The organism is Foetidibacter luteolus, from assembly GCF_009650435.1.
GTDB classification, from domain to species: Bacteria; Bacteroidota; Bacteroidia; order Chitinophagales; family Chitinophagaceae; genus Foetidibacter; species Foetidibacter luteolus.
The window spans coordinates 149,054-163,547 of the sequence record NZ_VVIP01000043.1 but is presented as its reverse complement, the minus strand read 5'-3'; the positions used below and the strand labels follow the sequence as shown (position 1 = coordinate 163,547).

At 45.2% G+C, this 14,494-nt stretch carries 11 protein-coding genes; 4 read left to right on the top strand and 7 right to left on the bottom strand.

The window, feature by feature from the left end; all coding sequences use genetic code 11:
* Positions 1–50 precede the first annotated feature (50 nt).
* Together F0364_RS13270 and F0364_RS13265 are read left to right on the top strand one after the other, a co-directional pair.
* Positions 51–1,337 carry a glucoamylase family protein gene (locus tag F0364_RS13270; RefSeq protein WP_235921098.1) on the top strand — a complete coding sequence of 429 codons (1,287 nt, stop codon included), beginning with the start codon at positions 51–53 and terminating at the stop codon, positions 1,335–1,337.
* 631 nt (positions 1,338–1,968) lie between these two features.
* Positions 1,969–4,131, top strand: coding sequence for a glucoamylase family protein (locus F0364_RS13265; protein ID WP_153798267.1), 2,163 nt, complete (start codon positions 1,969–1,971; stop codon positions 4,129–4,131).
* A 20-nt stretch (positions 4,132–4,151) separates the two neighbouring features.
* Here the strand turns inward: F0364_RS13265 and F0364_RS13260 are convergent, their stop codons facing one another.
* Positions 4,152–4,439 (bottom strand): type II toxin-antitoxin system HicB family antitoxin, encoded by a 288-nt coding sequence (locus F0364_RS13260; RefSeq protein ID WP_153798266.1) that lies wholly within the window; start codon positions 4,437–4,439, stop codon positions 4,152–4,154.
* A 146-nt stretch (positions 4,440–4,585) separates the two neighbouring features.
* On the opposite strand from F0364_RS13260, the gene F0364_RS13255 reads away from it, so the two are divergent.
* Positions 4,586–5,275, top strand: coding sequence for a GDSL-type esterase/lipase family protein (locus F0364_RS13255; protein WP_235921097.1), 690 nt, complete (start codon positions 4,586–4,588; stop codon positions 5,273–5,275).
* Positions 5,276–5,530: 255 nt separating this feature from the next.
* Here F0364_RS13255 and F0364_RS13250 read toward each other — a convergent pair whose 3' ends face one another.
* A complete protein-coding gene (locus tag F0364_RS13250) occupies positions 5,531–6,643 on the bottom strand; it encodes a Fic family protein (RefSeq protein WP_153798265.1) in 1,113 nt (370 codons plus the stop codon).
* 462 nt (positions 6,644–7,105) lie between these two features.
* On the opposite strand from F0364_RS13250, the gene bglX reads away from it, so the two are divergent.
* On the top strand, positions 7,106–9,388 hold the full coding sequence (gene bglX / locus F0364_RS13245; RefSeq protein ID WP_153798264.1) for a beta-glucosidase BglX: 2,283 nt from the start codon (positions 7,106–7,108) through the stop codon (positions 9,386–9,388).
* A 244-nt stretch (positions 9,389–9,632) separates the two neighbouring features.
* On the opposite strand, the gene F0364_RS13240 is transcribed toward bglX, so the two are convergent.
* The 5 genes from F0364_RS13240 to F0364_RS13220 form a co-directional block, all read right to left on the bottom strand.
* A complete protein-coding gene (locus F0364_RS13240) occupies positions 9,633–10,586 on the bottom strand; it encodes an ADP-ribosylglycohydrolase family protein (protein WP_153798263.1) in 954 nt (317 codons plus the stop codon).
* A complete protein-coding gene (locus F0364_RS13235; RefSeq protein ID WP_153798262.1) occupies positions 10,576–10,944 on the bottom strand; it encodes an ADP-ribosylation/crystallin J1 in 369 nt (122 codons plus the stop codon). Before F0364_RS13235 ends, F0364_RS13240 begins: the two co-directional genes overlap by 11 nt.
* Positions 10,945–10,974: 30 nt before the next feature.
* A complete protein-coding gene (locus F0364_RS13230) occupies positions 10,975–11,793 on the bottom strand; it encodes a TIGR02452 family protein (protein WP_153798261.1) in 819 nt (272 codons plus the stop codon).
* A gap of 117 nt (positions 11,794–11,910) precedes the next feature.
* Positions 11,911–13,353, bottom strand: coding sequence for a nicotinate phosphoribosyltransferase (locus F0364_RS13225; RefSeq protein WP_153798260.1), 1,443 nt, complete (start codon positions 13,351–13,353; stop codon positions 11,911–11,913).
* 37 nt (positions 13,354–13,390) lie between these two features.
* Positions 13,391–14,284 (bottom strand): NUDIX domain-containing protein, encoded by an 894-nt coding sequence (locus F0364_RS13220; protein WP_153798259.1) that lies wholly within the window; start codon positions 14,282–14,284, stop codon positions 13,391–13,393.
* Positions 14,285–14,494: the final 210 nt, after the last annotated feature.

Genomic DNA, 14,494 nt, shown 5'->3' with positions numbered 1-14,494 from the left:
AACGGAGTTTTCTTTTGTGTCTGTGCTGCATTGCGTCAATAAATTTCCATGTGCAAGCCCAAAATACCTCCCCCTTCAACCCCCTCAACCGTCCCAAAAATCTTTCCGACACCGCCCTGATGGAGCTGGTGCAAAAACAAACCTTTCGCTATTTCTGGGAGTTTGGACACCCCGTAAGTGGTATGGCCCGTGAGCGCAGCAACCGGTCTTACGATTATGGCGATGAAGTGGTAACTACCGGCGGCACCGGCTTTGGCGTAATGGCCATGATTGTTGCTGCCGAACGCAAATGGGTACCACGTGATTCCGTGTCGGCAAGGTTGCTTAAAATGGTCAATTTCCTGCTAAAGGCGCAGGCTTATCATGGTATATTTCCGCATTGGATGGATGGCGCCACAGGCAAAACCATCCCTTTCAGCCGCAGGGATGATGCTGCCGACCTGGTGGAAAGCTCTTTCCTCTTCCAGGGCCTTCTTTGCGTAAGGCAATACTTTACCGCGGATAACCCCGTAGAGCGGGAGCTGCGCAACCGCATCGGTTGGCTATGGGAAGAGGCTGATTTCAACTGGCATACCCGCGGCAATATGGACTTGCTTTACTGGCACTGGAGCCCCAACTACGATTGGGCCATGAACTTTGAATTGCGTGGCTGGAACGAAACACTCATCACTTACATACTGGCCGCATCTGCGCCGCGCTACCCTATTAATCCGAGGGTGTACCACCAGTGCTGGGCAGAAAGCAGCCACTTTAAAAATGGCAAGGAGTTTTATGGTGTTAAGCTACCCTTGGGTTTCGATTATGGCGGGCCGCTGTTCTTCACGCATTACTCTTTCCTGGGGCTTGACCCGAACGGATTAAAAGACCGTTACGCCGATTACTGGCAGCAGAATTATAACCACACACTCATTAATTACAAACATTGTGTGGCCAATCCCAATCATTATAAAGGTTATGGCGAAAACTGCTGGGGACTAACCGCAGGCGATACATACAACGGCTACAACGCCTATTCGCCCGATAACGACGGCGGTACTATTGCACCAACCGCGGCGCTGTCTGCCTTTCCATATACACCGGAATATTCCATGAAGGCCCTCCGCCATTTTTACGATGATCTGGGAGATAAGATATGGAGCGAATACGGCTTTGTGGATGGTTTCAACGAGTCGCAGAACTGGTACGCCAAATCACACCTGGCCATAGACCAGGGGCCTATCATTGTGATGATGGAAAACTATCGTACAGGCTTGTTATGGAAGCTTTTTATGAGCATACCCGATATACAGAACGGCCTTAAACGCCTGGGCTTTGAAAGCAAGTATTACAAACAGTAAATGCAGAGCGGCATTCTAATATTACCCGGTTACTTATTTTTTGCTCTTTGACTTTCTGTCTTGTTGACCAATGAATTTTCTTAAGGGCCCGGCAGCAGGAACTACTATGAGGCTTCCGTTGTGTCACTCACTTGTACGTTCTGTTCTCTACGCGGCATTGGGTAACAGGCTTTGATTGTTCAATGTTCTTGTGTTCAAAGTTCAATGTAAAAGCAATTGGGAAACCAACCCCTGGTGCGTGTCTTCACGCACCAGCATATCAATGTTTTTCTATTCAAAATTCCATGTTTTGGAATATTACAATTCTAAGCCTCAATAGCGTTCTAACCCGTTGCCGGCAACGTTTCTGGCGCCGGAGGCGGCAGAAACTGCTCCAATCCCAGGTACGTGTCTCCCGTTTCCCTGGTGCGTGTCTCCACGCACCAGCGCTATCCGGGTCTGAAAAGCCGCCCAAAGAACCAACCGATGAACGGATTGCGACGCAACGAAGATGCCACAAGGCTATTCAGTTGGTATCATAAACACTTACATAAGAAGCGCTCTGCGAAGTCTCCAGACTTCGCAGCCTTATGCATCAAGTCTCTGACTTTATTAAAATTAAACCCAAAGAAGTTTAATAAATAAAATAACCATGAAGAACAAACTATTGCTTGCTTTCCTTTTAACATACACGCTTCTGCATGCGCAGGAGCGCCGGTACGATAAAGCATTCTTTGTAAACAGCCCCATGGCCGGCAGCTATTATTACAGTTCGGCAGGTTACAGCGGTAAGTCATGGATAAAAAATGTGCGGCAAAAACTGCCGGTGTCAACCGGGCAATACTTTACCCCCGGCAATGCATTGGAGTTGCATTACGTTTCCGCCACGGATGGCAACTGGCAGGCAGCCTTACAATATAGAGAGTTAAGGGGCGTTGATAATTTTACTGATGCAACACAACTGGTTTTCTGGCTATACATAGCAACACCGCAAACAGGTAAAACCGGGTTGCCACAAATAGCGGTGGTGCAAAATGAAAAAGACAGTTCATCCTTCCTTGCATTGGGAGATTTTGTCGCATCTGCTCAAGCCGGCAAATGGCGGGCTGTAAAAATACCGCTGGCAGAACTTAGTGCGGATGCCAGGGCCATTCAGCAAATTATTTTCAGGCAGGCCGGTAATGATGGGCAAGAGCATAAAATATACATAGACCAGGTAGAGCTTTTACCGGCAGATGCTATTGCAAAAGTTTTACCGGTACCTGTAATTGTACAGGCTAAAGCTTATGAAAAGCATGTGGATATTGCCTGGAAACCCGTTGTCCAAAATGGTGCAAAGTATGTTAAACTATACCGCTCTGGCAACGGAAAAATTTTTTATCCTGTAGCAGTGCAACCAACTTATTTTAACAGCTACGCGGATTACACAGATACTACCGGCAAAAAATTTTTCTACCGCATAAGCCTGCTGGATGAGAATTATCATGAATCAGCTTTATCCAACATGGTTTCTGCCAGCACGCACCCCATGTCAGATTCCGCACTACTCAGTATGGTGCAGGAAGCCAACTTCCGTTACTATTGGGATGGCGCGGAACCCAACAGTGGCCTTGCATTGGAAGATATCCCCGGCCGCAGTAACATGATAGCCGCAGGCGCTTCAGGGTTTGGCATGATGGCATTGATTGCAGGGGCGGAAAGGAAATTTATTACACGTGAGCAGTTGATAAACCGGTTTGACAGGATTACCCTCTTCCTGGAAAAAGCGGAAAAATTTCATGGCGCTTTTCCGCATTTTATAGACGGCAATACCGGCAAAGTAGTTCCGTTTTTCGGCGATAACGACAATGGCGGCGACCTGGTGGAAACTTCTTTTTTAATGCAGGGTTTGCTGGTGGCCCGGCAATATTTCAACCGCAATACAAAGGCAGAAGCCACCATCAGGCAACGTATTAATAAAGTATGGAACGGCGTTGAATGGGATTGGTACCGTAAGGAAAAAGACAGTAAATATTTGTTCTGGCACTGGTCGCCGGATAAGGAATGGATCATCAACCACAACCTCATTGGATGGAATGAAACGTTGATAACCTATTTTCTTGCCATTGCCTCTTCAACACATGGCGTACCTGCTTCTATGTATTACACAGGCTGGGCCAGCCAGGAAGAAAAAGCACAGCAATACCGCAGTGCATGGGGGCAAACAGAAGATGGCTCTCACTATACCAATGGCAACACTTATTTTGGTATTCCGTTAAAGGTGGGCGTATCTAACGGCGGGCCGCTCTTCTTTGTGCACTATTCCTTTATGGGGCTTAACCCGCATACGTTTTCAGATGCTTATACCAACTATTTCGGGAACAATAAAAACATCGCTTTAATCAACTACAGGTACTGTGTGGCTAACCCGCAAAATCATAACGGTTATGGCCCGGAAGCATGGGGTTTAACGGCCAGTGATGGCCCGCACAATTATGCCGCGGATGAACCCGTACCGCATGCGGATAAAGGCAAACTTACCGCTACCGGTGCATTGGCCTCGTTTCCTTATACGCCTGCCGAATCTATGGTGGCGCTAAAAAATTATTACCGTAACTATGGTAAGTTTTTATGGGGTAATTATGGCTTTAAAGATGCTTTTAGCCTGGATAATAACTGGTGCTCAGAAATATTCATGGGCCTTAACCAGGCGCCGGTAACGGTGATGATAGAAAACTATCGCTCGGGCCTGGTATGGAATCTATTTATGAGTGCGCCGGAAGTACAGGAGGCTTTGAGGAAGCTGGCAAACGAAAAGCCGGTGAGTAAACAGTAGCTCTTTTACAGTCGCTTTACTTAACTATGCGTAGCGGATTCGCTGCGAATATCAACGGTAACATATGCGATAACAACATCCTCCTCAAGTATAATATCGCCATTGGATAAATGCGATTCCAGGGTAAAAGCCACCGGCATAACAGCGCCTTCATCGGCCAGTGTTTCCAGGTGAAATTCAAGGGCTTCCCTTATGTTGTGAAGGGTTTCATCAAGCGTGCTGCCGGTACTTATACAGCCTGGAACGTCCGGTAAATAAGCGGAGTAATTTTGAGGAGCCTTTTCTATAACAGCTACAAATTTTTCCATGCTTAAAGTTAATTTATAGCTTCCTTTTTGCCTGGCAAAAAGCAGCCATCTGCTACAATTAGCTAATGATATCTTTAACTTTCACAGGAACGAATATTTTCAGTTTAATAAGTTGTAACGTCTTGTATTAAAAGCCAATTTTGTTTATGGTAAATATTTCAAGCTTAAGATTGTCTGCAGGAAAAGCAACGCTGTTTATTGCGTTTGTAATGTTGCTTATAGGTAAAACCCACGCCCAACAACCACCTTTCTACAACGACATCCAAAAATTTAAACAGCAGGATAGCCTTAATTTTCCACCCGGAAAAGCCATTTTGCTCGTCGGCAGTTCTTCGTTTACCAAGTGGACGGACGTGCAACAATACTTTCCGTCTCATACCATTATCAACCGAGGCTTTGGCGGCTCCAGCCTGCCGGACCTTATCCATTATGAAAACGATGTGATATTTCCGTATAAGCCGAGGCAAATAATAATCTATTGCGGAGAAAATGATTTTGCCGCTTCTGATACTGTGTCTGTTGCTACTGTTGTAGGCCGCTTTAAAACATTGTTTAACGATATACGTAGCCACTGGAAGAAGGTGCGTGTTGATTTTGTTTCCATGAAGCCCAGCCCCAGCCGCCAGCATTTATGGCCGAAATTTGAAGAAGCCAACGGCCAGATTAAAGCTTTTCTGGAAACCGAAAAGAAAGCAAAATTCATTGATGTCTACAACGCTATGTTTAACGCCGACGGAAAAGTGATGGAAGATATATTCGTAGAAGACAGGCTGCACATGAATGAAAAGGGATATGCCATCTGGCAAAAAATATTTGAGCCCTATTTAAAAGATTAGTTGTTGGATACCAGCTATGGGTTTTCATGGGAGCTTCGTTGCAAATATGATTTTGTTATTAAATGGTCTTTCAGTGAAAGAACATTTAATAATCAAGCACTTCATCGTTTGTTTCATTGGGCGGCTGCAGTTTCCATAACAATGCGTTTGGCAATGTATGTACAGGCTTATTGGTAAAGCTCTCCAACATTAAATGTGATTGCTAACGCCGGCAATGAAACATTGTCCGCCGGTAGTGTGCACAGATTATGATTTTTAAATATTCACCTGGTAACTCGTACTTCGCCCGCCGCCGGTACCAGTGAGGGCAAACGCTCCAATCTCAAGCAGGTGCTGCATGTCCCTGGTGGCTGTAGCTTTGGATGTTTTGGCGATGCTGATATATTTCCGGGCATTCATGCCACCTTCAAAGCCGCCAGCCCCCTCCTCCAGCATCCGCTTGATAACGGTAAGTTGACGATCATTCAGTTTGTCTTTAAACCGGTCAAAAAAACGCGTCTTTTTCAGGATAAAAGCAATCTGTATTTCGGCTTCCGTTTGGGCAGCAAGCACGGTTCTTACGAAATATTCAATCCATGGAGTGATTTTATTAGAGCGCTGTGCCAGTTCCAGCGAATTATAATAATCTGTTTTATGCGCTTCTATCGTTTTTGATAAGCTCAAGATAATGGGGCGCCCAATGGTCTGGGACAATGCCTTTTCGGCAATGGCACGTCCTATGCGGCCATTTCCGTCTTCAAAAGGGTGAATACTTTCAAAATAAAGATGGGCGATGGCGGAACGGATAGGTGCGCTTTTGATCTCATTTTTGCCACCAGGCGCTGTTTCATTGAACCAGGCAATAAACCTGTTCATTTCGTCCGGAACATGTGATGAAGGCGGTGCTTCATAATGTACTTTTTCTTTTCCCATCGCGCCGGAGATAACCTGCATGGGTTCTTCGTGCGTTCTCCAGGCGCCACTATTTACTCTTTTGTTTTCTTGCAGCAGCATCCTGTGCCAGGCAAAAAGTTTGTCTGCCGTGAGTGGGTCATTATATGTTTTCCGTATGTCAATCATGAGTTCGCCGAGTCCGATAGCAGACTTGTCTTTCACAGGCGGCAGGCTCTCTATGAGGCCTAAGTTTCTCTTGATGGACGACAAGACATCTTTTCTGCTAGGGTATTCGCCTTCGATTTCTGATGTTTTGATTGCTTCGGAAAGGATAATATCAATAATGGCTTCTTGCCTGGTATCTTTTGGCAATGCCTGCAAGATGCCGGAAACCCGGCCCGCTTTCTCGGCAAACAAAAGCAGATCGCCTTCCACATTTTTGGGCGAAAAAGAAAAATGCGGCCAGTCCGCCTGTTGCCAGTTGTAAATCTTCATGAGCCGATTACATCTTATATTCGGCTCAAATATAGAAAGAAAATGAGCCGATTACAGAAGTTAATCGGCTCAGGCAAATAACTTACCGCCTATTTCCCATTGTGCACCATTATTGTGCAGTGGTTATATAGTTGTTCATTAATATTCCGAATAACGGATGCCCTTTGCGAACGGCCGATGATTCATTGTTAACCAGGAACCCCACCCGGAAAAACCTGGATAGTCCTTTGCTGAATAGCTGGCACTATTGCTTAATACAAAGCCCAATGCAAATACCCGCTTAAAAGCCGCCCAATGATTTGCAGATGAACGGATTGCGACGCAAGGGACGATACCATGAAATACTGTCGCTGGTACCCTGAAAAATAATTTAAACATCAGGCAAAAAATCAAGATTACTCACTCACCTTTAGCACTAATTACATTTTACCGTACTAATTTTAAAGACCAAAATTGTTTGTCATGAAAAAGATTATCTGCGTGGCTTTACTCTATGCCGTATTCTGCACAAACCTGCATGCGCAACAGGCCAATGCTAAAATGAATGCCTACATAAACAACCTGATGAGCAAGATGACGCTGGAAGAAAAGATTGGGCAGCTTAACCTGGTAGTGCCCGGCGGTGGCTCAGTTACCGGCAGCGTGGTTAGCCAGGGCGTTGATGATAATATCCGCAAAGGAAACGTGGGAGGGCTTTTTGGCATTACCGGCCCGGATAAAATAAGGAAGATACAGGACATTGCCGTTAAAAACTCCCGGCTGCACATACCCATTATTTTCGGGCTGGATGTGATACATGGGCACCGTACCATTTTTCCGATACCGTTGGGATTATCCACCTGTTGGGATATGAACCTTATTGAGCGCAGTGCCCGCATAGCGGCATCAGAAGCAACGGCCGATGGTTTAAGCTGGGCTTTTTCGCCAATGGTGGATATTGCCCGCGACCCACGCTGGGGCCGTATTTCGGAAGGCTCAGGTGAAGACCAGTTTCTGGGCTCACAAATTGCGAAAGCAATGGTTAAGGGCTACCAGGGAGCAGGTTATAGCTCCGGCAAAAACTTAATGGCCTGCGTAAAACATTTTGCACTGTATGGAGCCGCTGAAGCCGGCCGTGATTACAACACGGTTGACATGAGCAGGATAAAGATGTATGAATATTATTTGCCTCCTTACAAAGCTGCTGTTGATGCAGGCGTGGGCAGTGTGATGAGTTCTTTCAATGAAATAGATGGAGTGCCGGCTACGGGCAACAAATGGCTGCTTACAGATTTGCTGCGGAAGCAATGGGGCTTTAAGGGATTGGTGGTAAGTGATTATACTTCTGTAAACGAGATGACAGCCCATGGCATGGGCGACCTGCAGGCAGTTTCGGCATTGGCTTTAAATGCTGGCCTTGATATGGACATGGTGGGCGAGGGTTTCTTAACTACACTTAAAAAATCTTTGCAGCAAGGTAAGGTTACGCAAAAGCAAATTGATGCTGCCTGCCGCCGCATCCTGGAAGCGAAATATCAACTGGGCTTGTTTGAGGATCCCTACCGTTACATTAATGAAGACAGGGCAGCCAAAGAATTACTGTCTGCCGAAAACAGGGCTGCTGCAAGAGAGATAGCCGCACATTCATTTGTGCTGCTGAAAAATGCCGGCCAGGTATTACCGCTGAAAAAGTCTGGTACTATCGCCCTGGTGGGTCCGCTGGCCAACAATAAGAACAATATGCTGGGCACATGGGCGGTATCGGGCGACCCGCAACTATCTGTACCGGTACTGGATGGTATAAAGAATGTAACCGGTAATGCCGTTAACATCATCTACGCCAAAGGGGCCAACCTTACTGATGACAGCAGCATGGCTAAGAATGTAAATGTATTTGGCCCCCGGGCAGAGTTTGATGGCCGTTCCCCCGAAGAAATGATAAAAGAAGCTGTAGAAGCTGCCGGTAAAGCTGATGTAGTGGTGGCGGTAGTAGGCGAAGCCTCTGAAATGAGTGGGGAAGCCGCCAGCCGCAGCAACCTGGACTTACCGGAGAGCCAGCAAAACCTGCTGAAGGCGTTGGTAAAAACCGGCAAGCCGCTGGTGCTGGTATTGTTTAACGGAAGGCCGCTTACCATCAGTTGGGAAGATGCCAATGCTTCCGCCATACTGGATGTTTGGTTTCCGGGTTCTGAAGCTGGCAACGCCATAGCAGATGTGCTGTTTGGCAACTACAACCCCGCAGGAAAGATTACAGCTACTTTTCCACGCAACGTAGGCCAGGTACCCATTTATTACAACCACAAAAATACGGGCAGGCCCCTGGAAGGTGAAGCATTTCAAAAATTTCGCAGCGATTACCTGGATGTGCCCAACTCGCCGTTATATCCCTTCGGTTATGGCTTAAGCTATACTGCATTTAGTTACAGTGATTTAAAACTAAGCAAGCAAAATTTGAAAGGAAATGAAACACTCACAGCTTCTGTTACCCTTACCAACAGCGGGCAGTACGCAGGCCAGGAAGTGGTGCAGCTATACATTACAGATCCTGTTGCGAGTGTTACCAGGGCGGTAAAGGATTTAAAGGGCTTTCAGAAAATCATGTTGCAGCCTGGTGAAAGCAAAGAAGTGAGCTTCAGCATAACGCCGGAGCAGCTAAAATTTTACAACAGCAATTTGAAATACGATTGGGAGGCCGGTGAGTTTATTGTTCATATTGGTACTAATTCAAGGGATGTAAAGTCGGGCAAGGTAAATTGGAGTAAATAAATGACTTGAGGCATGTTACACTCATTTTCAATTGTGGTCCCGATTTTTTTTGGCCTTAGCTGCATTGCTGCTATGAGGCTTTGGTTGTGTCACTCACTTGTACGTTCGGTAATTCTACTCAGCAAGGTGCAGCCTGTTTTGAGATAAGTTTAATTTTTTTGTAAGGGATAGGATAGTTTAAAGGGGGCTGTCTCAAAAGTATTGAGACAGCCCTGTCTTATCTGGGAAATGCAAGCTTAAACTTTCAGTTTGTTGCTTGATAAAACCTTTGGCACAAATCTTCAATATCGTTAGTTCTTTTTATTGCGGTTACCCAGGTTTGAGGAATTGCGTTATAACCGTAATATAGACCTGCTAATCCTCCCGCTACACAAGCTGTTGTATCAGAATCGTTGCCCAAATTTACAGCGTTGATAACAGTATCCCGGTACGAGTTGTTATTCATAAAGCACCAGACAGCCGCAGTAAGCGTATGCAACACATAACCTGATGAGTGGATTTTATCTTCTGGCCAAACAGGGATTTCGTTATGAAATAAAGGACTATAAAGATCTGTTTCCGCATTTTCTATACTTTGAGCATGTAAAAATTCTCGTACGCGGGTTGCCGCTTGCTCTAAAGCTGCTTCCTTATTTTGTTCGTTGAGTAATAGCAGGGCAAACTCAACATAGTAAAAACAGGCAATAACAGACCGTATGTGTGCATGTGTTATTGAGGATACTTCCTTAACAAGATTATAGCGGTTTATAGCAGGCATATTTTGCACATAAAATACAAGGGGTAATATGCGCATTAATGAACCATTTCCGTTACTTCCTTCCCTGCATTCTCCCGATTCGTGGGGTTTATAACCTTGTTCAAGTTTTCGGATAGAGTTGCTTGTTGTGATGCCTATATCAAATACATCTCCATTAGCAGTCCAGTATGCCTCACGGTACCACCAGGTGAAGCGTTGAGCTACATCATTAATGTTATATCCATTGCAAATAGATTCTGCAAGACAGAAAGCTAAAGATGTATCATCTGAAAAAGTTCCCGGCGGCTGATTATGACTTTTGTATCCTTCCAAATCTTTAATAGGATTACTCTTTAAAAATTGCCTTGTTTGAAATTCTGCAGGAACACCCAATGCATCACCAATAGCTAATCCAAATAAAGCTCCCCTAACCCTGTCGTAAACAGAAATGTTACTTCTCATATTCCTCTCCATAATAAGACGTAATAATTTCTATTTTTCCAACGATATGGTTATTAAAATTTTCCAGTTCTTCAACCGGTATCCATAATTCTTCGTGAATATTGCCACCCACATTTTGTATGGGAAATTGCAGGAAATAATCTTCAGGTACCTGAAAGCAAAGTACATGGCCTGCAAAACCGGAAAATGCATCCCTGGTATTCCATTCCAATGCTATCTGGCTGGCGTATGCTTCATTTAAAACAGGGTAAAAAATGGGCTGCCATTCAAGCCTTGGGGGAAATTTGGCAAAGCCGGATTTCCTGATAAGCCCAAGTTCTTTTTCACCAACAGGCCTGTATAGTTTAACGAGGTTCATATTGCTGCTTTTGAGTTGATGGGTTTGGTTTTAAAGAAACCTTTTTCTGAACGGGTTTATGAATTTTTCGTTGTTAGATTTAACTGCGAATGTTACCCGTTGAAATGCACCTGCGAATTTGCCCTTCAGGAAATATTCAAAAAGTTCCGCAATTTCTTCCGGTTCATTCTGAAATACACCACAGCCCCAGGCACCCAACACCAGGTTAGTATGCTTACGCGATGCACAGAGGCTAAGCATCTTTTCCATTCGATTTTTCATTGCAGGCAAAATTTTATCGGAGTTGCCTGGCTCATTTCTTCTTACAACGCCTGCATTTACAGCCGGTGAAGTTATAATGGAAGTTAGTACAGCTTCATGCATCAAACTGCCATTCTCATGTTTAAAAACGGGCACTGCAGGTGAGTAAATCATGTGGTCAGAATACAGGCAGGTGCGTTGTGACCTGTGGAATTGATAATAACCTGGGGCAGTTAGCAGGCATGGGTATAGAGCTGAAGCCCTGGCAATGCTCTCTTCCTGCGCTACGGCGCCACCAAGAAAACCCCCTCCCGGGTTTTTGGCTGAAGCAAAATTAAGGCACAGGATATCTTTGGTTTCTGTTGCCAACTTTCTAACCGCATTCAACGTTGTTTCTGCCGTAACTTCAAATTGTGTAGTGAATGTTTTTGCGGGATGCCACTTTTCTGTCAGTTCCTCCAGTTGCGCCGGGGTATAGAGCTGGGTGCCATTTACGGCATTATCCGTCAGTTGTTTTATTTCGACCTTTTCATTCTTATGGTTTATGTAATACCCGGTGTCTATTATTTTCAGGGTATCTTCTGCTATTAGTTTGTGATTGATTTGCATAAATTGGATTTTAAGATTATCGTATTTGGATATTGCGTGAGGGATTGAAGCGAACGAAGTTCCGTCCGGCCTCTTCCGATAGCTTGCGTTAAGCCCTACCTCATTTTCATTCATTTCTCAAATGCTAAAGGCCTTTTCTTCAATGGCCGCCCTTTCCCTTACTTCTTCAAAGCTGGTTTCATTCAGTACCGTACCGTTTTCAAAAACGGTAACCAACTCATCAGGCAGCTCAGGGTGTTCGTGCTGGTTTACCGTAGCATAGCCTTCCGGTGTTTTGATAAGTTTTAGCCTGCCTGCTTTAGAGCGCTTAAATGACCTGACCAACCGGCCGTGGGCATCTATCTCAAGCGGGCTTTTTTGCACATCAACCCCTTCGCCATTAATTTCTGCATAAGAACATTTAAAAGCGAATTTTTGTGTATCCCTGTCAACCTTTTGCAGCAATGCGCCACCCATGCCCAGCAGCAGGTTTTCCGCCCCGATGCCGTTTACTTTCATTGCAGCGTAAATGGTGCGTATGCTGCTGATGTTAATGCCATCGCCCTGCAATACCCTTACCTGCGGCGGTAATACCTTGCAACCTTTTTGATTAATGGTATAACCGAATTTTTGAAAAAGTATGTCGAACACCCGTAGCAGGGTGAGTACGGGGTCGCCACTGTCTGGCCTGATAACCAGTGTGCCCTGCCTGTTTAAAATAACCTCCCTCAGTTCCCCGCCCCAGTAGTCGCTGCATGCCCTGAAAATGTCAAATGAGTCAGATACGCAGGCCACGATGCCTGTAGGGAAAGTGTTGAGCACATGCTTAAAAATTTCCAGCTCGCCTTCTTCGCCCAATAGTGTACAGACGGAATGTTCAGTGGCAGGTACTGACATTCCATACATTTTGCCAGCCGCATAGTATTGCTGTGCCAACAGGCTGCCGGCAATGGTATCGCTGCCATTAAAGTTTACCAGGTGTGCGGCGCCGCCCAATGCGGCTGTTTCTACAGAACTGGCGCCACGAAAACCAAAATCGTTCAGTATAAAATCAATGCTGCCCTGTGAAGATTCGTCAGCAGTTTCTTTAAAATAGCGTGTTACTATTTTGCGTATTTCCCTGGATACTGTGGCTACGGTGTTGGGGTACCACACCTGCATCAGCAGTGTTTCCAGGAAATTGGAGAGCCAGAAACATTCTGGGTCTGTGCTTTCTATGGTCATCAGCACATTACTTACAGGAACGGCGGTGCCTTCCTTAACCGCTTTAATGCGTACGGGCAGCCTGCCATGGTGCTTTTCGACTATATAATCAAACCTTTTTCTATCAAAAACATCGTTGCGGCCAAACACCTGCATCAATTGGGTTTCAGCTTCGTCAATTTTTTCTTTGGTTATCACCGTTCCTTCCAGGTATTTTTTAAGCAGGTATTGTAAGCCAAAGAATACGGTTTCATTAAACTCGCCGCCACGGCTTTCCAGGTAAGAATAAATAAGGTTGGTACCGGGATAATATAGCTTGTGGTGTGAGTATTTGTACGCGTCTGCCAGTAATACAAGATTGTGTTGCTGTGCTTTCATTTTTTTGAAAAATTTAGTAGTGGGTTATATTATAAGGTTATTGTAAGTTTTTTAGCAGCATAGCGGCCAGTACAGTATGTTCGGTAGTTAACATTCCATCATCGGCCATTTGCTGCAGGTTATTTATGGCAAACCATTTCACTTCTGCAAGGTCATCGGCTGCTTTTGGTTGCCCGAAAACCAGTGTTGTTTTAAAGAGCATGGTAACTATCTTATCTTTTTCTTTGCGGTAACGCCAGTCATCAATTTTAGCTGAGCCAATGTACGTTAAGTTGGTTACTTCAACATTGCCACATTCTTCCCTTAATTCCCGTGCGGCAGCCATTTCGTAGCTGTCGTCGGTAACATCGGCAAACCCGCCGGGAAATCGCCATTCCGCTGCCCCATGTTTGCGGCCAAGCAACACCTGCGTGCCGCTGCTGTTAAGCAAGGCAATATCTACAGTTGGGTAAACTTTGGCATACGTGTTATGATAAGCATAATTAATGCCCATCCTGAAGTCTTCTGAATCCATTACTTTATCAGCATTGTCTTCACGGATGGCCGTTGCGGAGTAATTGCCCGCATCCGGCAGTTCTTTTACTTCAAAAGCCCCGCTGTAATAAGGCTTGAAGCAATCCCTGCTGCCATAAAGGGTAAAAGATTCCATCGGAAAAGTAGTGCGGAGCAAGCCGTCAAGGTTACGGCTCCACAATTCATCAGAGCGTTCATCTTTCAGGGGCAGTATAATAAGGGAGGGTTGAAATTGTTTAAGCATGCGTTCCCTTGTATAAAAATCAAAAGGGTTGCGGGTGCTTCCTTTTACGGGGCTGGTGCCCAGTACAATAATAACTTTATGGTGTTTTGCGGAAATTTCGTTTACCAGGTATTTGTGGCCGGCATGCAGGTAAGGGCTTTGAAAGCGGGCTACAATAACAGCAGTTGTTTTCATTTTGCGTAATTTGTACGCAAATATTAATAGCAAAATTTAAACTACCAAATTTTGCGTAATAAATACGCAAAATAATTTTCTCTTTTCTGTTTGGCCATTCTGTGATAAAATTTTTTTTGGGGTGTCCCTCGTGCCTCGGGCCGGGCTTTTCGCTATTACTCCGCCACAGCGCCTGAGCTGCGAAGGCTTCAGCGGGGTATCCGCTGCAAT